Origin of the sequence: Serratia sp. JKS296 (genome assembly GCF_900215445.1) — a bacterium.
Lineage (GTDB): Bacteria > Pseudomonadota > Gammaproteobacteria > Enterobacterales > Enterobacteriaceae > Serratia > Serratia marcescens.
This window is the reverse complement of sequence record NZ_OCMX01000001.1, coordinates 3,987,436-4,006,568: the sequence shown is the minus strand read 5'-3', so window position 1 is coordinate 4,006,568 and position 19,133 is coordinate 3,987,436. Positions and strand designations below refer to the sequence as shown.

Sequence of the window (19,133 nt, the reverse complement as noted above, 5' to 3'; positions counted from 1 at the left end):
CCCGGTGTTTCAGCATCCTGAAAACGAAAAAACCTGACGCCCGAAAGCGATCCCGGGCGTCAGGTTTTGCCTGTATTTTATGTTTCTGTCCTGCGGCCTGAGCGGCGAAGGGGATACAGTAACAATCCTGTTATGCTGGCATAATAACCCGTGCTTGCCGCGGCTCAACGCTTTTCACTGCGGAGTGCCGCCGCGGTCACACTTCTGCGCCGCGCGCGGCGGGATCATTCCAGCCTGAAGTGCGCCTCCAACCGGCTGACGCCGAGCCCGTTGACCTTTTTCACTTTGATCTGCACCGGAATACGCTCTTTCATCGCCTCGACGTGGCTGATCACGCCGATGGTTTTGCCGGAGGCGTTCAGGCTGTCCAGCGCGTCCAGCGCGGTATCGAGGGTTTCGGCATCCAGCGTGCCGAAACCCTCGTCGAGGAACAGCGAGTCGATGCTGGTTTTGTGGCTGACCAAATCGGACAACGCCAGCGCCAGCGCCAGGCTGACCAGGAAGCTCTCGCCGCCGGACAGGGTGCGGGTATCGCGCAGCGCGTCGGCCTGCCAGGTGTCCACCACCTGCAGCTCCAGCGCGTCGCTGGTCTTACGCTGCAGCAGGTAGCGCCCGTGCAGCCGGCCGAGTTGAAGGTTGGCCAGATACACCAGATGATCGAGCGTCAGCCCCTGAGCGAAGCGGCGGAATTTGTCGCCCTCTTTTGAGCCGATCAGCTGGTTGAGGCAGCTCCAGTCGTCGTAGTCTTGCTGGCTGCGGGCGATCTGTTCGAACAGCGCCTGTTGATTGAGACGGCGTTCGGCGTCGCTTTCCAGCTGGTTGCGCAGTTCGCCCTGGCGCAGCTGCAGCGCCTTCAACTGCTGTGCCAGTTCGGCCAGCGATTGGGTGAGCGCATCGAGATCCGCGTTGGCTTCATCCACCCCTTCAGGGCGGTTTTGCCGGTGCTGCTCCAGCGTTTGCGTCGCCTGCGTCAGCAGGGCGGCGGCCTCCACCTGCCGCTGTTGCAGCTGTTCTTTGCGCTGTTGCAATTCGCGGCGCAGGACATCGTCCAGCAGCGCGGCGGTGAAGGCGGTTTCATCGGCGAATTCGCTGTCGGCCAGCGCCTGCTGCCACTGCTGCTGCGCCTGCTGCAGCCGCTCCTGCATCTGAGTGTGTTGATGTTGCAGCCCGGCCTGCTGGCCGGCCAGGCGTTCGCGCAGTTCCTGCGCCTTTTGCCACTGCTCGGCGGCCTGAACGCTGGCCTGTTCGCAGGCGGTTTGTTTGGCGCGCAGCTGTTCGCGCACCTCGGCGACCTGCTGTTCGCCGAACAGCGCCAGCCGCTGCGCGCGTCGTTCGGCAAGGGTCTTCTCGCCTTCTTGCCAGCGTTGATGCAGCTCTTGCTGCTGTTGCAGGCTGTCGGCGTGGGCTTTCTGCAGCAGCGTAAAGCGTTCTTCGAGCAACGCCAGCTGTTGCTGCGTCTGCTGCTGCTGCGTTTGCAGAGCGATGAGCGCATCCTTCGCCTGCTGTACCGCCTGCGCCGCCTGTTCATGCTGTTGCAGCGCGTGTTGCCCGCGCCGTTCTTCGTCGTCGCAGCCGTTCAGCCAGGCGCTGAGTTGCTCGCCATCCGCCAGCGTAAAGTCGAACGCCAACGGCGCGCTGAGCTGCCGCCACTGCTGCTGTTGGCCTGCCAGCTGTTGTTCATCCTGCGCGATGGTTTGCTGCTGACGCTGCAATTGCTGTTGCAGGTTGTCGTAACGGGCTCGCAGCTCGACGCCTTGTTTTTGCAATGCTTCGGTCTGGACTTTCATTTGCTCCAAACGTTGCGCGGTTTCTGACAGTTTTACCTCTTGGTATTGTTCTACTGCCGGGTGCTCGCATGAGCCGCACAGCGGGCAGGGGGCGCCGGGTTGCAAACGGGCGCGCTCGGCCTCCAGACCCACGATCCGTTGTTCCAGCGCATAGGTTTTTTCAACATCGGCCTGGTGGGCTTTCTGCTGCTTAAATTGCTGACGGATGAGTTCTAGCTGTGGTTCCAACTGGGTAAGTTCATGTTGGCCGCTGTTTAGCTCTTGCCGCTGTTGTTCCAGCCGTTTAACGATTTGCTGCGATAAAGAAGCGAGAGCAAATAACTGCCGGCGCGTCGGGCGCAGATCCGCCAGGGCGCTCAGGCGTTGGCGCAGCGGGGCCAACGGCGTTTGCGCCTCCAGCGCCTGTTGCTGCTGTTGTTGAACGGCCAGCGCTTCGGTCAGCGCGTTCAACTGCTGCTGATGCTGTGCGGCCTGCGTCGTCAGTTGGCTGCGCTGGGCGGTGAGCTGCTCCAGCGCGGTCTGCTGCTGGGCGCATTGCTGCGCGGCGGCATCGCCGGCCTGTCGCCGCTCGGCCTGTGTCGACTGCAGTTGGGCTATTTGATGGTCGAGCGGGGCCACCTGGTCATCGATCAACTGTTGCTGTTGCCGCATATGCTCGGCATGGGTTTGCTGCGCCAGACGGGTTTTTTCCACCGCCTGCTGCAGCGGCGCCAGCTGCGCCGAGTGCTGTTCCTGTTGTTGCGTCAGCTGGGCTGCCTGCTGTTGTATCGTCTGCAGCTCGGCGCGGCAACGATCGCGTTCGCCGCGCAGCGGCCGCAATTTCTCGGCCGGTTCGCTGCGCGCCAGCCGCTGCAGCTGCGGGGCGGCCTCCGCCTGCTCGCGCTGGGCGGTGTCCAGCCGCAATTGCCCCTCGCTTTGCTGTTGCCGGAGGCGTTGCCATTGCTGCAGCCAGCTCAGCGCCTGTTGCTGCCGCTGGGTTTGCTCGCCGAGGGCGATTTCCTGCGCGCTCAGCGCCATCAGCTGTTCGGCCAGAGACTGGCGCTGCTCGTCGTTCAGCAGTTCGATGCCGCTGGCGCGTTGATGCAACGCATCCAGGTCGGTTTTGGCCTGCTTGTGCGACTCGAACACCTGTTCGGACAACCGCCCGTAGATTTCGGTGCCGGTCAGCTCTTCCAGCAGTTCGGCGCGATCGTTGGCGTCGGCGTTGAGGAACGCGGCGAACTGCCCCTGAGACAGCATCATCGATTTGGTGAAGCGGCCAAAGTCCAGCCCGGTGATGGCGGCGGTAAGCTCCAGCTTGTCGCGCACCTTGTCCGCCAGGATCTTGCCGTCCTCGCGGCGCGCCAGTTCGACCTTCGGCGCCTGCAGATTGCCGTCCGGCGCGTTTTTGGCGCGGCGCTGGCTCCAGAAGGCGCGATAGCCGACGCCCTTGACCTCGAATTCAACCTCCGCCAGCGATTCGGAGGTGTGGCGGGTCATCAGTTCATTCTGGCTCGGCGTGACGTTGAGGCGCGGCGTCTGGTGGTACAGCGCCAGGCAGATGGCGTCCAGCAGGGTGGTTTTGCCCGCGCCGGTCGGGCCGGTAATGGCGAACAGGCCGTTGCTGGCGAACGGCTCGGCGGTGAAGTCAATTTTCCATTCGCCCTGCAGCGAGTTGAGGTTTTTTAACCGCAGGCTGAGGATCTTCATGGGTTGGTCTCCTCGGCGTTGTGCTGCACCGCCTCGACCACCTGGCGGAACAGTTGGTGCATCCGCCGTTGGCGCGCTTCGGGCATGTCGGCCTCCTGTGTCAGACGCCGTTCGAACACCTCGTTGACGCTCAGCTCGTTCAGCGTTTCTTTCTCCTGCTGCGCGATCGCCTGGCGGCGCTGCTCTTTACTGCGCCGCAGCAGCACCACTTCCACCGGCAGCTCATCCGCCATCAGCTGGATGCGGCGCTGGATGTCGCTGAGGTAGTCCTGCGTCGCCACTTCGATATCCAGCCACACCGGCAGCTCGCCGGCATAGGCGGCAAATTGCCGCAGCTGCCGTTCGATCTCGGCCAGATCGCCTTTGATCAGTTGCATGGGCTGAAACTGCGGGATCGTTAACGCGGCTACCCGCTGCAAAGCGCCGTCGGCGAAATCGACCAGGAAGACGCTTTTGGCTTTGCCCAGCTCATCGAAGCTGAGCGGGATCGGTGAGCCGCTATAGCGAATATGCTCCGATTTGGCGACGTTCTGCGCGCGGTGAATGTGGCCGAGCGCGATATAGTCGGCGGGCGGGAAGGCCTGCGCCGGGAAGGCGTCGAGGGTGCCGATATAGATGTCGCGCACCGAGTCGGAGGTGGTGACGCCGACGGTGGTCAGGTGGCCGGTGGCGACGATCGGCAGCGGTAGGCCCAGCTGGTCGCGGCGCTCGCAGGCCGCCTGATACAGCGCTTGGTAATGTTCGGCGATGGCTTCCTGCAGCGCCTGCTGTTTCTGCGCGCCGGATTCGCCGGCGCGGCTGGTGAGCAGGTCGCGCGGCCGCAGGAACGGGATGGCGCACAGCACCGCGCCCGGCTGGCCGTCGCGTTGGTTAAGCACCACGATCTGCTGTTCCGGGGCGCCCTGCGCGCTGGCGATCACCGTGGTGTTCAGGCAGGAGAGCAGTTCACGCGATTCGTTCAGCGTTGCGACCGAATCGTGGTTGCCGCCCAGCACTACCAATTGGCAGCCGGTGCGCTGCAGTTCCACCACGAAGCGGTTGTACAGCTCGCGGGCATAGCTGGGCGGCGAGCCGGTATCGAACAGATCCCCGGCGACGATCAGCGCATCCACCTGCTGCTGTTCGATCTGTTCGATCAGCCAGTTCAGAAAAGCCTGGTGCTCGGCGGCGCGGCTTTTGGTGAAAAAGTACTGGCCAAGGTGCCAGTCAGAGGTGTGGATCAGGCGCATGACACTCCCGGATGCAAAGATAATGGCGATGATTATAAAGGCCGCGGCGGCGGCTGTCCCGGCGCAATGATGATGACAACCGGATGATTTTTCTTTACTGCGGGAAATAATCGCTATGCTTACTGCCTATAACAGACGGTTTTTTTCATAAAAGTGTCACAAAACTGACGCATAATGGCGCCCGAAAAGTCGCTAACACATTGGCAGGATTGACGATGGCAAGACGCATACTGGTGGTGGAAGACGAAGCGCCGATCCGTGAGATGGTGTGCTTTGTGTTGGAACAGAATGGTTACCAACCGTTGGAAGCCGAGGATTATGACAGCGCCGTGACGCGTCTGTCTGAGCCGTTCCCTGATTTGGTGTTGCTTGACTGGATGTTGCCCGGGGGTTCCGGCATTCAGTTTATCAAACATATGAAGCGCGAAGCGCTGACCCGCGATATCCCGGTGATGATGTTGACCGCGCGCGGCGAAGAAGAAGACCGGGTGCGCGGCCTGGAAGTGGGGGCGGATGATTACATCACCAAGCCGTTCTCGCCGAAGGAGCTGGTGGCGCGCATCAAGGCGGTCATGCGCCGCATTTCGCCGATGGCGGTGGAGGAGGTGATTGAAATGCAAGGGCTGAGCCTGGACCCGTCCTCCCACCGCGTGATGGCGAATGATCAGGCGCTGGACATGGGGCCGACCGAGTTCAAGCTGCTGCACTTCTTTATGACCCACCCGGAGCGGGTTTATAGCCGTGAGCAGTTGCTTAATCACGTCTGGGGCACTAACGTTTATGTGGAAGACCGTACCGTTGACGTGCATATCCGTCGGCTCCGCAAAGCGTTAGAAACCAGTGGGCATGATAAAATGGTTCAAACCGTTCGGGGCACCGGCTACCGGTTCTCAACGCGCTACTGATCGCGCCGCGCTGGAGAATATGCCGTGTTAGAACGTCTGTCGTGGAAGAGGCTGGCTCTGGAGCTGGCTCTTTTCTGTCTGCCCGCCTTACTGCTGGGGCTGATTTTCGGTTATCTGCCCTGGTTCCTGCTGGCCTCCGCGCTGGCAGCGCTGGTGTGGAATTTCTACAACCAGCTCAAACTCTCCCATTGGCTGTGGATCGACCGCAGCATGACGCCGCCGCCCGGCCGCTGGAGTTGGGAGCCGCTGTTTTATGGCCTGTATCAGATGCAGCAGCGCAACCGCCGCCGCCGGCGCGAGCTGGCGCTGCTGATCAAGCGCTTTCGCAGCGGGGCCGAATCGCTGCCTGACGCGGTGGTGATGACCACCGTCGAAGGCAATATCTTCTGGTGCAACGGGCTGGCGCAGCATCTGCTCGGCTTTCGCTGGCCGGAAGACAACGGCCAGCACATCCTTAACCTGCTGCGTTATCCGGAATTCAGCCACTATCTGCAACAGCAGGAGTTTTCGCGCCCGCTGACGCTGCAGCTGAACAACGAACACTACGTCGAATTCCGCGTGATGCCGTATTCTGAAGGGCAACTGCTGATGGTGGCGCGCGACGTCACCCAGATGCGCCAGTTGGAGGGCGCGCGGCGCAACTTCTTCGCCAACGTCAGTCATGAACTGCGCACGCCGCTGACGGTGCTGCAGGGCTATCTGGAGATGATGGGCGACGAAGAGCAGGATGGCTCGCTGCGCAGCAAGGCGCTTAGCACCATGCAAGAGCAGACCCGCCGGATGGACGGGCTGGTCAAGCAGCTGCTGACGCTGTCGCGCATCGAGGCGGCGCCCAATGTCGACATGAACGAGCGGGTGGATATTCCGCTGATGCTGCGGGTGTTGCAGCGCGAGGCGCAATCGCTGAGCGGCGGCAATCACGAGATCACCTTCCGGGTGAACGAACAGCTCAACGTGTTCGGCAATGAAGATCAGTTGCGCAGCGCGGTGTCTAACCTGGTGTACAACGCGGTCAACCACACGCCGAAGGGCACCCATATCGAAGTCAGCTGGCAGCAGACGGCGCACGGCGCGCAATTCCAGGTCAGCGACAACGGGCCGGGCATCGCCGCCGAGCATCTGCCGCGCCTGACAGAGCGTTTTTATCGCGTCGACAAGGCCCGTTCGCGCCAGACTGGCGGCAGCGGGCTGGGGCTGGCGATCGTCAAGCACGCGCTCAGCCATCACGACGCGCGGCTGGAGATCCTCAGCGAACCGGGGATCGGCACCCGCTTTATCTTTACCTTGCCCAATCGGTTGATTGTTCCCGCCGCTTTATCAGAGAATGCGGTGAAAAATTAACGCGAGACACCGGTATGACCCGAATTACCCGAGGGCTGTTGCTTTGCCTGGCGCTGCTGGCCGGACGCGGCGCGCTGGCGCAGCCTGACGGCATGTTGGCGGGCAACCTGTCCAGCGTCGGCTCCGACACGCTGGCGAATTTGATGGCGCTGTGGGCGCAGGATTTCAGCCAGCATTATCCCAACGTCAACCTGCAGATCCAGGCCGCCGGTTCGTCGACCGCGCCGACCGCGTTGGCGGCGGGCGCCGCGCAGCTGGGCCCGATGAGCCGGCCGATGAAGGCGGCCGAGGTTTCGGCGTTCGAACACCGTTACGGTTATGCGCCGCTGGCGGTGCCGGTAGCGGTGGATGCGCTGGTGGTGTTGGTGCATCAGGACAATCCGCTGCGCGGCCTTAACCTGCAGCAGCTCGATCGCATTTTCTCCGCCACCCGGCGCTGCGGTGAAAGCCAGCCGCTGACACGCTGGGGCGAACTGGGGCTGAGCGGCGACTGGGCGACACGCTCGCTGCAACGCTTCGGCCGCAACTCGGCGTCCGGCACCTACGGCTATTTCAAACTGCGCGCGCTGTGCGGCGGCGATTTCATGCCGCGCGTCAATGAGCTGCCCGGTTCGGCTTCGGTGGTGCAGGCGGTGGCCGGTTCGCTCAACGGCATCGGTTACGCCAGCATCGGTTTTCGCGCCAGCGGCGTGCGGCTGCTGCCGCTGGCGGAGTCGGGAGAAGACTATGTCGCGCCTACCGCCGCCAACGTGCGCAACGATCGCTACCCGCTGTCGCGCTATCTGTATATCTACATCAACAAAGCCCCCAATCAACCGCTGGAGCCGCTGACCGCCGCGTTCCTCGATCGCGTGCTGTCGACGCCAGGGCAAAGCCTGGTCAACCACGACGGCTATCTGCCGCTGCCGCCGGCCGCCCTGCAGAAGACTCGTCAGGCGCTCGGGTTGCCACCGCTCGCGCTGGCCACGGCGCAATAAGCGACAAAAATCGGCGTAATTTTCGCCTTTTTTCACGGCGAAACGGAGCTTATACCACGCGAAAATCGGGCGCTTATTGGCGTTTTCGCGCGGTAAAGCGATATATGCTTCACGTTTCGTGAATTCATTGTTCAAAAATGATACAAATCATGTAGTGTATATTTATTGATAGCCAATATGATCGACTGGTGGCTAAAGTTTATATGGTCGATAGCTCTGCTTTTCGCCGTGCGTCTTGCCTTGAAGCGCTATAAACGTTTACCTTAGCCTTCGTTGTCGGATTAAACCTCCATTTTTATAACTCCTAAAATTTTGCCCATCTTCATGAGCGGCCACTTTCGAATAGGGACATAAACGCCGGATCGACTGCGTTTAGGGTGCTTATTTGGCGCTGCGACGATCGGGCATGCCGGCAACCGGGTGGGGCGTTTCGCCACCACGCTATCGGACAATTTTTTTTCATTTGAACAGGCAACACGACATCGTATGAGTCATCGTTTAACGTCAAAAGATATCCTGGCACTGGGCTTCATGACCTTTGCCTTATTCGTTGGGGCCGGGAACATCATCTTCCCGCCGATGGTCGGCTTGCAGTCCGGTGAACACGTCTGGATCGCTGCGCTGGGCTTCCTGCTCACCGCCGTGGGCCTGCCGGTCATCACCGTCATCGCGCTGGCGCGCGTCGGCGGCGGCATCGACGCCCTCAGTTCGCCGATCGGCCGCGGCGCCGGCCTGCTGCTGGCGACCGTCTGCTACCTGGCCGTCGGCCCGCTGTTCGCCACGCCGCGCACCGCCACCGTGTCCTTTGAGGTGGGCATCGCCCCGCTGACCGGCGACGGCGCCATGCCGCTGTTCATCTACAGTCTGGTGTACTTCGCGCTGGTGATCGGCATCTCCCTGTATCCGGGCCGTCTGCTCGATACCGTCGGCCACGTGCTGGCGCCGCTGAAGATCGTCGCGCTGGCCGTACTGGGCATCGCCGCGCTGCTGTGGCCTGCCGGCACGCCTATCCCGGCGACGGCGGCTTATCAGAGCGTGCCTTTCTCCTCCGGCTTCGTTAACGGCTATCTGACCATGGATACGCTGGGCGCGCTGGTATTCGGCATCGTTATCGTCAACGCGGCGCGCTCGCGCGGCGTGAAAGACGCCGGTCTGTTGACCCGTTACACCATTCTGGCCGGTTTGATCGCCGGCGTGGGCCTGACGCTGGTTTATCTGAGCCTGTTCAAGCTGGGCTCCGGCAGCGGCGCGCTGGTGCCTGACGCCACCAACGGCGCGGTGATCCTGCACGCTTACGTTCAGAACACCTTCGGCGGCCTCGGCAGCTTCTTCCTGGCGGCGCTGATCTTCATCGCCTGCATGGTGACCGCGGTGGGCTTGACCTGCGCCTGCGCCGAATTCTTCGCGCAATACCTGCCGTTCTCTTACAAGACGCTGGTGTTTATCCTGGGCCTGTTCTCGATGGTGGTGTCCAACCTCGGCCTGAGCCACCTGATCCAGATCTCCATTCCGGTGCTGACCGCGATTTATCCGCCGTGCATCGTGCTGGTGGTGCTGAGCTTCACCCTGCGTTGGTGGCACAGCGCGCCGCGCATCATTGCGCCGGTGATGCTTGTCAGCCTGTTGTTTGGTATTCTTGACGCGGTGAAAGCGTCCAGTTTCCAGCAACTGTTGCCGGCCTGGTCCACTCACCTGCCGCTGGCGGAGCAGGGGTTGGCATGGTTGCCGCCTTCGCTGCTGATGTTGGCGCTGGTCGCGATTTATGATCGGGTGTGCACGCGTTCCCAAGTGACCGCGCACTGATAATCCCCCGGCTAAATCCAGGGCCACGGACATGTCCGTGGCTTTTTTTCGTTTAAAACTATGGGTCATTTTCATGCAACAACAGTCACCCACCACTGCCCCCGACAATAAGCTGAAACGCGGCCTCAGCACGCGTCATATCCGCTTTATGGCGCTGGGATCGGCCATCGGCACCGGGTTGTTCTACGGCTCGGCGGACGCCATCAAAATGGCCGGCCCGAGCGTGCTGCTGGCTTACCTGATCGGCGGCATCGTGGCCTTTATCATCATGCGCGCACTGGGGGAGATGTCGGTCAACAACCCGCAGGCCAGCTCATTTTCCCGCTACGCGCAGGACTACCTCGGCCCGATGGCGGGTTACATCACCGGCTGGACTTACTGCTTTGAGATCCTGATCGTCGCCATCGCCGACGTGACCGCCTTCGGCATCTATATGGGGGTCTGGTTCCCGGAAGTGCCGCACTGGATCTGGGTGCTGAGCGTGGTGCTGATCATCGGCGCCATCAACCTGATGAGCGTCAAGGTATTCGGCGAGCTGGAGTTCTGGTTCTCGTTCTTCAAGGTCGCCACCATCATCATCATGATCGCGGCCGGCATCGGCATCATCATCTGGGGTATCGGCAACGGCGGGCAACCGACCGGCATTCATAACCTGTGGTCGAACGGCGGCTTCTTCAGCAACGGCGTTATCGGCATGATCCTGTCGCTGCAGCTGGTGATGTTCGCTTACGGCGGCATTGAAATCATCGGCATCACCGCCGGCGAAGCCAAGGATCCGAAAAAATCGATTCCCAAAGCCATCAACTCGGTGCCGTGGCGCATTCTGGTGTTCTACGTCGGCACGCTGTTTGTCATCATGTCGATCTACCCGTGGAACCAGGTGGGCACCAACGGCAGCCCGTTCGTGCTGACCTTCCAGCATATGGGCATCACCGTGGCGGCGGGCATCCTCAACTTCGTGGTGATCACCGCTTCGCTGTCGGCGATCAACAGCGACGTGTTCGGCGTCGGCCGCATGCTGCATGGCATGGCCGAGCAAGGGCACGCGCCGAAGATGTTCAGCAAGGTGTCGAAACGCGGCATTCCCTGGGTGACGGTGGTGGTGATGATGCTGGCGCTGCTGCTGGCGGTATACCTCAACTACATCATGCCGGAGAGCGTGTTCCTGGTGATCGCCTCCCTGGCGACCTTCGCCACCGTGTGGGTGTGGATCATGATCCTGTTCTCGCAAATCGCCTTCCGCCGCAGCCTGAGCAAAGAGCAGGTGAAGCAGCTGGCGTTCCCGCTGCGCGGCGGGGTGTTCACCTCGGTGGTGGCGATCGTGTTCCTGGTGTTCATCATCGGCCTGATCGGTTACTTCCCGACCACGCGCGTCTCGCTGTACGCCGGCCTGGTCTGGGTGGTGTTGCTGCTGGCGGGGTACTGGTTCAAGGTCAACCATCAGAAAAAACGCGCGCCGTTGGCGACGCAGCAAGACTAAATGGAAAAACACCGGCTGAGGCCGGTGTTTTTTTAGGGGCAGGCGTTAAGCGAAGTCCAGCTTGCGCAGTTTCGAAACGTCGATGGACTGCCTGGCCTGCCACAGATCGTAAGCATCTTGCATGCCCATCCAGACCTGTTCGGAACTGCCTATTACGATGGACAGGCGGATGGCCATTTCCGGCGAGATATCGGATTTTCCGCTGATCAGGCGTTGAACCGTAGACGGCGCGACGTCCAATGCTTTGGCCAGCGCGCGTGCGCTGAGATTCAGCGTTTCCATGGTTTCTTTGATCAATTCTCCAGGATGAGGAGGATTATGCATGCGGTTCATTAGTGATAGTCCTCATAATTCACGATATAAACATCACCCTCGACCAGTTCAAACGTGATACGCCAGTTGCCGGTTACGGTTACGGATCACTGCCCGCTGCGAGCGCCCGTTAGCGGGTGCAAGAAGAAGCCGGGCAGATCTACGTCATCAATCACTTTCGCCAGATCCAGCACGCTCAGCCGCAGCGCGATTTTCTTCGCCTGCTTGGCGTCGATACCTGCCGTTGAACCGGTTTCGAAAAACTTTTTGAGTCCCTTATGCTTGAAGCTTCTTATCATCCTGATGGCTCCATGAGTGTTGCGCTATACGCATCACAGCCAGGTGTTGCGTGTGGCGCAACAAGATGGGGCGTTTTTTAACCTGCTATGCCAAGCGTTTGTCTTCCGCTTCCTCCTCCCCGGCGGCGCGCGCTTCGATGCGCATGCCGCCGTCGTTCAGCCGTTCCTCCTCTTCCTCGCCGGCGCAGCGCGCCAGCACTTCGCGAATGTCCTGCAGGTTGCTGCTGAGGGCGCTCAGCGAAGGTTGCAGATTGCGGGGCATGCGGCTTTCATCCAGCGACGCGCTGTGCAGGCAGCCGATAAACAGCAGGGTGGCCAGCAGGGTAAACAGCCGATGACGTATCCGTTTCAGCAAGGGCTTTCCCTCTCGGTGGTGAAGGTGATGGCGCATTAACGCCGTTTTCGCCGGGGAAAAGAAGGGGATGGAGATATCTGCTGGCAATTGAAAGAGAATAATTACCAGCAGACACAGTTACGTCAGCCGACGTCAGGAAGCGTTCGCGCTTTGTCGCAGCATGCCGCGCAGGTCATTGCCGGTTGGCGTCTGATGCACGCGCAGGCCGAACTCGTCGATCACCGCCAGGATATGGTCGAAAATATCCGCCTGAATACTTTCGTACTCCGCCCAGACCGTGGTGTTGGTGAAGGCGTAGATTTCCAGCGGCAGGCCTTCCGGCGTCGGCGCCAGCTGGCGCACCATCAGCGTCATGTTTTGGTGAATGCGCGGATGAGCGCGCAGGTAGGCTTCCAGATAGGCGCGCAGCGTGCCGAGGTTGGTGAGGCGGCGGCCGTTGAGCGGCGAGGCCAGATCGACGGCGATTTCCTGGTTGTGCTGGCTCAGCTCCTGGGTCTTAACGTTCAGATAGCTGTGCAGCAGCGGGTTGCGCTGCAGGCGGCGCTGCTCTTCTTCCGACAGGAAGTGTACGCTGCCGGTGTCGATATTCAGGCTGCGCTTGATGCGGCGCCCGCCGGATTCCGACATCGACCGCCAGTTCTTGAATGAGTCGGAGATCAGCGCGTAGGTGGGGATGGTGGTGACGGTGTTGTCCCAGTTGCGCACTTTGACCGTGGTCAGGCCGATGTCGGTGACCGCGCCGTCGGCGCCGTATTTCGGCATTTCCAGCCAGTCGCCGATCTTCAGCATGTCGTTGGCGGAGAGCTGGATGCCGGCTACCAGCCCGAGGATCGGATCCTTGAACACCAACATCAAGACCGCGGTCATGGCGCCCAGGCCACTGAGCAGCAACAGCGGCGATTTGCCCATCAGCAGCGAGACGATCATGATGCCGATCAGGATCGCCGCCACCAGTTTCAGGCCCTGGAAAATGCCGCGCAGCGGCAGCTGATTGGAAATCGGGCTTTGGCGCAGCAGCGCCAGCAGCGTATCCAGCAGCGAGAACAGCGACAGCAGGGTGAAGGCGAGTATCCACACCTGCGCGGCGGTGACGATCACCGCCTGAGTCTGGCTGCCGCTCTGCAGCCACAGCGTCGCCTGGATGCTGATGATCACCCCTTGCAGCAGCAGCGCCACGCGCTGGAACAGTTTGTATTGGGTGATGGCCTGTTGCCAGACGCGCTGCGACTGCTGGCCACGGCGCTGAAGGGCCGCCAACACCACCCGGTGCAGCACCAGGTGGATCGCGACCGAGATCAGAACAATCAACCCCAATACCATCAACAGCGACATCACTCCGCCGAATTCCAAACCAAACTGTTCCAGCCAGCGCGTTATCTGTTGTTGCATTACCGCTCCTTAAAAAATGCGCAAAAAATATCCTGTAAACTTAAAACGCGTTAGCCTAAGGGGTAACGTGCAGGATTTGTGCCTGTTTACCTTTTTTTACATCAAGTTAGCGTTATTCTTCAGTCTCCGCCCCCCGGCTCATCCCCGGGTTTTGCGGCCAGAGAGGAGGGGGAGTTGCACTTAACGTGGCATTGTTCGTTTTTGAAGAACGCCGTCGATTTCGTTTGGTACAGCAGGAGAACAGTATGCTTAACGCCTGGCATCAACCGGTCCCGCCTTTTGTGGTGAAACAAGGGCAACGTTTGGATATCACGCTGTGGTTACAAGGGGATGAACTGCCGGAACGGGTATTTTTGCGCGCCGAACCGGACAACGAAGAGTGGCTGCTGACGATGAAAGCGCAGCGCCACGAGGGGATGCGGCGCTACCAGGCCAGCCTGACGCTGAATGAGGGCGAGCCGACGCGGCGTTACTGCTTCAAGCTGCTGTGGGCCGATCGCCAACAGTGGTTCGGCCCGCAGGGCTGGTCGCCAACGCCGCCGGGCCAGCTGGCGCAGTTCGCCGTCGACGATCCTGACAATGGCCCCGCGTGGGTGGCGGATCAGCTGTTCTACCAGATTTTCCCCGATCGCTTCGCCAGCAGCGGCGGCGAGCACGGCATCCAGAGCGGCAGCTATCGCCATCACGCGGCCGGCGCCGAGGTGATTCGGCGCGACTGGCAGCACCCGTTGGAGGATCGCCACGCCGCCTCGACCTTTTACGGCGGCGATCTGGATGGCATCAGCGCCAAACTGCCGTATTTGCAGCAGCTGGGCGTGACGGCGCTGTATTTGAACCCGATTTTTACCGCGCCGAGCGTGCATAAGTACGATACCGAGGACTATTACCAGGTCGATCCGCACTTCGGCGGCAACGCGGCGCTGCAGCGTTTGCGAGTGAGCACTCACAAAGTGGGCATGAAACTGGTGCTGGACGGGGTCTTCAACCACACCGGCGACTCGCACCCGTGGTTCGACCGCCATCGTCAGGGCGAAAACGGCGCCTGTCACCACCCCGATTCGCCGTATCGCGGTTGGTTCAACTTTTACCCGGACGGCCGCGCGCTCGACTGGAAGGGCAACGCCAGCCTGCCGAAGCTCAATTTCGCCGAGCCGCAGGTGGCGGAAGCGATTTATCAGGGGGAAGGCAGCGTGGTGCGTCACTGGCTGCGCCCGCCGTACAGCATCGACGGCTGGCGGCTGGACGTGGTGCATATGCTGGGGGAGAACGGCGGCGCCACCGGCAATCTGCGCCACCTGGCGGGCATCTATCAGGCGGTGAAGCAGGAGAATCCACAGGCCTATGTCTTGGGTGAGCACTTCGGCGACGCGCGCCGCTGGCTGCACGCCGGCGTGGAGGATGCGGCGATGAACTACATGGGGTTCGCGCTGCCGGTGCGGGCGTTTTTGGCGGGGCTGGACGTGGCCTACCACCCGGTGCGGCTGGACGCCGCCGGGTGCGCGCAGTGGATGGACGGTTACCGCGCCGGGCTGCCGCACAGCCGCCAACTGATCCAGTTCAATCAGCTGGACAGCCACGATACCGCGCGCTTCCTCACGCTGTTGCAGGGGAATGCGGCGCGCATGCAGATGGCGGCGGTGTGGTTGCTGAGCTGGATCGGCGTGCCTTGCCTCTATTACGGTGATGAGATTGGCCTGGATGGCGGCAACGATCCGTTTTGCCGCAAGCCGTTCCCATGGGACGTCGGCGACTGGGATCGGCCGTTGTTGACGCTGTTCCAGCGCATGGCGGCGCTGCGTAAACAGAGCCTGGCGTTGCGCCGAGGCGGCTGTCAGGTGCTGTACGCCAGCGGAGAAACGCTGGTGTTCGTGCGCCTGTATCAGCAGGAGCTGGTGTTGGTGGCGCTGCAGCGCGACGGCAGCGGCCAGGCGCAGTTGCCGCACAACCCGCTGTTGGCCCGCGGCCCGTGGCGGCGTGTGGAAGGGCGAGGCGAGTTGAGCGAAACGGCCGGCGGGTTGCGCCTGCAGTTGGCGGAAGAGTCGGCCACCGTGTGGCGCTGCGAGGGCTAAAGGGAGTGCGGGGGCAGAAACGCCCCCGCGGTTAAGGTGAGTAGGCGTTTACATCAGTAACCGACCGCGGAGCCTGCCGGGCGGCGCACGTCGTTGGCGCCGTACAGATAGCCTTCGCGCACTTTGCCGGATACCGCCGAATCGTTGCCGGAGTTGGCCGGGCTGACGCCCGCCGCGCCCGGCAAACCGACCAGAATCAGTTCGGCGGCGCCCCACGGCGTTTGCTCGACCATCTTGTAGCCCATGCCGCTCAGCAGCTTCAGCGTATCGGCGGAAACGCCGCGCTGTTCGTAGTACACCTCATCCGGCAGCCATTGGTGATGGATGCGCGGTGCGTCCACCGCTTCCTGCGGCGCCATGCCGTGGTCGATCACGTTCAACGCGGTCTGCAGGGTGATGGTGATGATGCGCGAACCACCCGGCGAGCCCAGCACCATAAAGATCTTGTTGTCCTTGGTTACCAGCGTCGGGCTCATTGACGATAGTGGGCGCTTACCGGGGGCAATGTTGTTGGCGGTGCCCTGCACCAGCCCGTACAGGTTTTTCTCGCCCACTTTGACCGTAAAATCGTCCATCTCATCGTTGAGGAAGAAGCCGGTGCCCGGTGCGATCACCACGGCGCCGAAGCGGCCGTTGACGGTATAGGTGGTGGAGACCGCGTTGCCGTCATGGTCGACGATCGAATAGTGGGTGGTTTCCGGCTTCTCATGCGGCTCCATGCCGGGCTGCACGTTTTCCGACGGCGTGGCCTTGTCCGCGACGATTTTCTTGCGGATCTGCTCGGCGTAGCTCTTGCTCACCAGTCGGTCGATCGGGTTCTTGATGAATTCCGGATCGCCAAGGTAGGTGTTGCGATCCATGTAGGCATGGCGCATCGCTTCGGTCATGGTGTGAATGGCCGCCGCCGAGTTGAAGCCCATGCTTTTCAGATCATAGCCTTCCACCACGTTGAGGATTTCGCACAGCGTCACGCCGCCGGAACTGGGAGGCGGCGCTGACACGAACTTGTAGCCGCGATAGCTGCAGGTGATCGGCGGGGTTTCGGTGACTTTATAGTTGGCGAAGTCGGCGGCGGTCAAAATGCCGCCGCCCTGTTTGGCCGCCGCCTCTACCGCCTGCGGGATCTTGCCTTTATAGAAGGCGTCGGTTCCGCCTTTGGCGATGGCTTCCAGCGTGTTGGCCAGATCGGTTTGCACCAGCTTGTCCCCCGGCTGCAGCGGGCTGCCGTCCGGGCGCAGGAAGATTTTGGCCGACTCGGGATCCTGCCTGAAGCGCGCGATGGTGGTGTCGAGGATATCGGTGTCGGCGCGGGTCAGCACAAAGCCTTCGCGCGCCAGCCTGATCGCCGGCGCCAGCACCTGTTCGCGGCTCAGTTTGCCGTACTTCGCGCGCGCGGTTTCCATCCCCAGCACGGTGCCCGGCACGCCCGCCGCCAGATAGCCGTACAGGCTGGCGTCTTTCTTCACCTTGCCGTCGGCGTCCAGATACATGTTGGCGCTGGCCGCCGCCGGCGCGGTTTCGCGGAAGTTGATGAAGGTATCGGTGCCGTCCGCCAGGTGGACGGTCATAAAGCCGCCGCCGCCGATGTTGCCGCAGCAGGGGTTCACCACCGCTTGCGCATAGCCGACCGCCACGGCGGCGTCGATGGCGTTGCCGCCCATCTTCAGGATATCCACCCCGACCTGCGAGGCCAGATGCTGCGAGGTGACCACCATGCCGTTTTGGGCTTCCACCGCTGGGTTGGATGCCGCATACAGGCTGCCGCTGACCAGCAGCGCCGCCATGGTCAGGGGTTTGCTCCATTTCTGTAAAAACATAGTTATTCCTACCCTGTCAGTTTTTTATTGTGTTGTGTTTGCTTGCCGCTGTTCGCTTGCAAAGCGCGAGCCAGCGTTATTGATAGTAGCCGCAGATGGGCATTCGCGCGGCGAACTGGGCGGGAAATGTGAGCGGAAACAGGGAAATAAAGCACTGAAGACGGGCGGTCTGCCCCAAAAAGGGGCATAAAAAAACCGGCCGCGTGGGCCGGTTGATTCACTATCAGGCTGAAATTACAGCTTGGCAGCGTTTTCAGACAGGTATTTTGCCACGCCGTCTGGGGAAGCGCCCATACCTGCTTTGCCTTTTTCCCACTGAGCCGGGCAGACTTCACCGTGCTCTTCGTGGAATTGCAGCGCGTCAACGGTACGGATCATTTCGTCGATGTTACGGCCGATTGGCAGGTCGTTAACAACCTGAGCACGCACGATGCCGTCTTTGTCGATCAGGAAGGAGCCGCGCAGCGCAACGCCGGCTTCCGGGTGTTCGATGCCGTAAGCTTTCTGGATTTCACGCTTAACGTCAGCAACCATTGCGTATTTCACTTCACCGATGCCGCCTTTGTCGACAGGGGTTTTACGCCATGCGTTGTGGACGAATTCTGAGTCGAAGGAAACGCCAACCACTTCAACGCCACGCTTCTGGAACTCTTCATAGCGGTGATCGAAAGCGATCAGCTCGGAAGGGCATACGAAGGTGAAGTCCATTGGCCAGAAGAACAGCACGGCCGGTTTGCCGTTCAGGTGCTTCTTCAGGTTGAAGTTTTCAACGATTTCGCCGCTACCCAGTACGGCAGCTGCAGTGAAGTCAGGGGCTTGACGAGTTACCAGGACCATAATTACTCCTGTAATAGGTGTTAAAGGGTGGATGTAAAAACAAGGGCCAGTATAGGGGCCATGACTTGGTGAATAAAGGGTAAAAGACCAATCAATGAGATAGCTTTTACCTATCAAAGTCGTTGATATAATTTATCAAGCTTTAAAAATAACCTTTTCCTGCAAAAGGGCAAGCGGCAAAACGTAAATTCTTGCAATGCGCTGCAATTTCAAACGCTTGGGCTTGACCTCAGAGCGTTTTTTCCTTCGCCTGCTGCATCATTTTCGGATAAAACTGCCAGAAGTGTGTTTCAAGCTGATGATAATGTTGTTCGACGTCGGCGAACGAGCCGGCCAGCGCTTCGAGGCGTGGACGGCGGCTGGCCATGCCCTGCAATACCCGGGCGATGAACGGCAATTCGGCGTAGCGTTCCAGCCAGCGTTCCGGCCACAGATAGCCGTTCAGGTTCTGAAAACGCGGGGGCGTGAGCGGCAGGTAAGGTTCGATCTGGCTGCGGGCTTCCTGGGTAAACTGGTGCAGGTCGCGTGAAGGCTCCAACTGTTGCCAGTGGCGCGCCAGAAAATGGTCCCACACCACGTCGAGGGTGATCGGCGCCACGCGGCGGTAGGGGGCGCTGAAATAGTCGCGGCAGGCTTTCACCTGCGGCAGGCTGTCGGTCAGCACGTCGACGCGGCGGTGCATCATGATGCCGGCCACGACCTCGGGCTGGTAGTCGGCGGCGGGGTTGCCGCGAACGAAATCGGCCAGCAGGTTGCCCAGCAGCGAGCTGTCTGCCAGCATGGCCAGGTGAAGGTGAGCGAGAAAATTCATCCCTCAACTATACCTGAAGTCAGGCAAATCCTC

General features: G+C 61.1%; 14 protein-coding genes and 1 pseudogene. 6 read left to right on the top strand and 9 right to left on the bottom strand.

Going from position 1 to position 19,133, the window contains the following annotated elements; genetic code table 11:
* Nucleotides 1-224: 224 nt before the first annotated feature.
* Together sbcC and sbcD are read right to left on the bottom strand one after the other, a co-directional pair.
* Nucleotides 225-3,476 carry an exonuclease subunit SbcC gene (gene sbcC, locus CRO23_RS19200; protein WP_097102671.1) on the bottom strand — a complete coding sequence of 1,084 codons (3,252 nt, stop codon included), beginning with the start codon at nt 3,474-3,476 and terminating at the stop codon, nt 225-227.
* Nucleotides 3,473-4,705, bottom strand: coding sequence for an exonuclease subunit SbcD (gene sbcD, locus CRO23_RS19195; RefSeq protein ID WP_097102669.1), 1,233 nt, complete (start codon nt 4,703-4,705; stop codon nt 3,473-3,475). The genes sbcC and sbcD overlap by 4 nt, the downstream gene beginning before the upstream one ends.
* A gap of 215 nt (nt 4,706-4,920) precedes the next feature.
* On the opposite strand from sbcD, the gene phoB reads away from it, so the two are divergent.
* The 5 genes from phoB (at nt 4,921) to proY (ending at nt 11,211) form a co-directional block, all read left to right on the top strand.
* Nucleotides 4,921-5,610, top strand: a complete 690-nt coding sequence (gene phoB, locus CRO23_RS19190; RefSeq protein ID WP_004940438.1) for a phosphate response regulator transcription factor PhoB — start codon at nt 4,921-4,923, stop codon at nt 5,608-5,610.
* Nucleotides 5,611-5,634: 24 nt separating this feature from the next.
* Nucleotides 5,635-6,951, top strand: a complete 1,317-nt coding sequence (gene phoR / locus CRO23_RS19185; RefSeq protein WP_004940434.1) for a phosphate regulon sensor histidine kinase PhoR — start codon at nt 5,635-5,637, stop codon at nt 6,949-6,951.
* Nucleotides 6,952-6,965: 14 nt separating this feature from the next.
* Nucleotides 6,966-7,928, top strand: coding sequence for a PstS family phosphate ABC transporter substrate-binding protein (locus CRO23_RS19180; protein ID WP_097102667.1), 963 nt, complete (start codon nt 6,966-6,968; stop codon nt 7,926-7,928).
* 486 nt (nt 7,929-8,414) lie between these two features.
* Nucleotides 8,415-9,731 carry a branched-chain amino acid transport system II carrier protein gene (gene brnQ, locus CRO23_RS19175; RefSeq protein ID WP_079450868.1) on the top strand — a complete coding sequence of 439 codons (1,317 nt, stop codon included), beginning with the start codon at nt 8,415-8,417 and terminating at the stop codon, nt 9,729-9,731.
* A 73-nt stretch (nt 9,732-9,804) separates the two neighbouring features.
* Complete coding sequence (gene proY, locus CRO23_RS19170) at nt 9,805-11,211, top strand: proline-specific permease ProY (protein ID WP_097103129.1); 1,407 nt, start codon at nt 9,805-9,807, stop codon at nt 11,209-11,211.
* A 45-nt stretch (nt 11,212-11,256) separates the two neighbouring features.
* Here the strand turns inward: proY and CRO23_RS19165 are convergent, their stop codons facing one another.
* From CRO23_RS19165 to CRO23_RS19150, 4 genes and pseudogenes are all read right to left on the bottom strand, one after another.
* Nucleotides 11,257-11,544 carry a HigA family addiction module antitoxin gene (locus tag CRO23_RS19165; RefSeq protein WP_025160069.1) on the bottom strand — a complete coding sequence of 96 codons (288 nt, stop codon included), beginning with the start codon at nt 11,542-11,544 and terminating at the stop codon, nt 11,257-11,259.
* A pseudogene (locus CRO23_RS19160) lies at nt 11,544-11,822 on the bottom strand (type II toxin-antitoxin system RelE/ParE family toxin). Before CRO23_RS19160 ends, CRO23_RS19165 begins: the two are co-directional and overlap by 1 nt.
* Before the next feature lie 85 nt (nt 11,823-11,907).
* Nucleotides 11,908-12,177 carry a hypothetical protein gene (locus CRO23_RS19155; RefSeq protein ID WP_016928883.1) on the bottom strand — a complete coding sequence of 90 codons (270 nt, stop codon included), beginning with the start codon at nt 12,175-12,177 and terminating at the stop codon, nt 11,908-11,910.
* A gap of 132 nt (nt 12,178-12,309) precedes the next feature.
* Nucleotides 12,310-13,566 (bottom strand): mechanosensitive ion channel family protein, encoded by a 1,257-nt coding sequence (locus CRO23_RS19150; protein WP_016928882.1) that lies wholly within the window; start codon nt 13,564-13,566, stop codon nt 12,310-12,312.
* A 245-nt stretch (nt 13,567-13,811) separates the two neighbouring features.
* On the opposite strand from CRO23_RS19150, the gene malZ reads away from it, so the two are divergent.
* A complete protein-coding gene (gene malZ / locus CRO23_RS19145; protein ID WP_097102665.1) occupies nt 13,812-15,635 on the top strand; it encodes a maltodextrin glucosidase in 1,824 nt (607 codons plus the stop codon).
* Between the two features lie 53 nt (nt 15,636-15,688).
* Here the strand turns inward: malZ and ggt are convergent, their stop codons facing one another.
* From ggt to CRO23_RS19130, 3 genes are all read right to left on the bottom strand, one after another.
* Nucleotides 15,689-17,452 (bottom strand): gamma-glutamyltransferase, encoded by a 1,764-nt coding sequence (ggt, locus tag CRO23_RS19140; RefSeq protein ID WP_097102663.1) that lies wholly within the window; start codon nt 17,450-17,452, stop codon nt 15,689-15,691.
* 234 nt (nt 17,453-17,686) lie between these two features.
* Nucleotides 17,687-18,289, bottom strand: a complete 603-nt coding sequence (locus CRO23_RS19135) for a peroxiredoxin C (protein WP_004940403.1) — start codon at nt 18,287-18,289, stop codon at nt 17,687-17,689.
* Between the two features lie 229 nt (nt 18,290-18,518).
* Entirely contained in the window at nt 18,519-19,100 is a 582-nt protein-coding gene (locus tag CRO23_RS19130) for an acyl carrier protein phosphodiesterase (protein ID WP_016928879.1), read from the bottom strand.
* Nucleotides 19,101-19,133: the final 33 nt, after the last annotated feature.

Bases quoted from the DNA above. Each gene is read 5' to 3' on its own strand.
- sbcC (WP_097102671.1), bottom strand. From the start codon at position 3,476: ATGAAGATCCTCAGCCTGCGGTTAAAAAACCTCAACTCGCTGCAGGGC.
- sbcD (WP_097102669.1), bottom strand. From the start codon at position 4,705: ATGCGCCTGATCCACACCTCTGACTGGCACCTTGGCCAGTACTTTTTC.
- phoB (WP_004940438.1), top strand. From the start codon at position 4,921: ATGGCAAGACGCATACTGGTGGTGGAAGACGAAGCGCCGATCCGTGAG.
- CRO23_RS19180 (WP_097102667.1), top strand. From the start codon at position 6,966: ATGACCCGAATTACCCGAGGGCTGTTGCTTTGCCTGGCGCTGCTGGCC.
- brnQ (WP_079450868.1), top strand. From the start codon at position 8,415: ATGAGTCATCGTTTAACGTCAAAAGATATCCTGGCACTGGGCTTCATG.
- proY (WP_097103129.1), top strand. From the start codon at position 9,805: ATGCAACAACAGTCACCCACCACTGCCCCCGACAATAAGCTGAAACGC.
- CRO23_RS19165 (WP_025160069.1), bottom strand. From the start codon at position 11,544: ATGAACCGCATGCATAATCCTCCTCATCCTGGAGAATTGATCAAAGAA.
- CRO23_RS19150 (WP_016928882.1), bottom strand. From the start codon at position 13,566: ATGCAACAACAGATAACGCGCTGGCTGGAACAGTTTGGTTTGGAATTC.
- malZ (WP_097102665.1), top strand. From the start codon at position 13,812: ATGCTTAACGCCTGGCATCAACCGGTCCCGCCTTTTGTGGTGAAACAA.
- ggt (WP_097102663.1), bottom strand. From the start codon at position 17,452: ATGTTTTTACAGAAATGGAGCAAACCCCTGACCATGGCGGCGCTGCTG.
- CRO23_RS19135 (WP_004940403.1), bottom strand. From the start codon at position 18,289: ATGGTCCTGGTAACTCGTCAAGCCCCTGACTTCACTGCAGCTGCCGTA.
- CRO23_RS19130 (WP_016928879.1), bottom strand. From the start codon at position 19,100: ATGAATTTTCTCGCTCACCTTCACCTGGCCATGCTGGCAGACAGCTCG.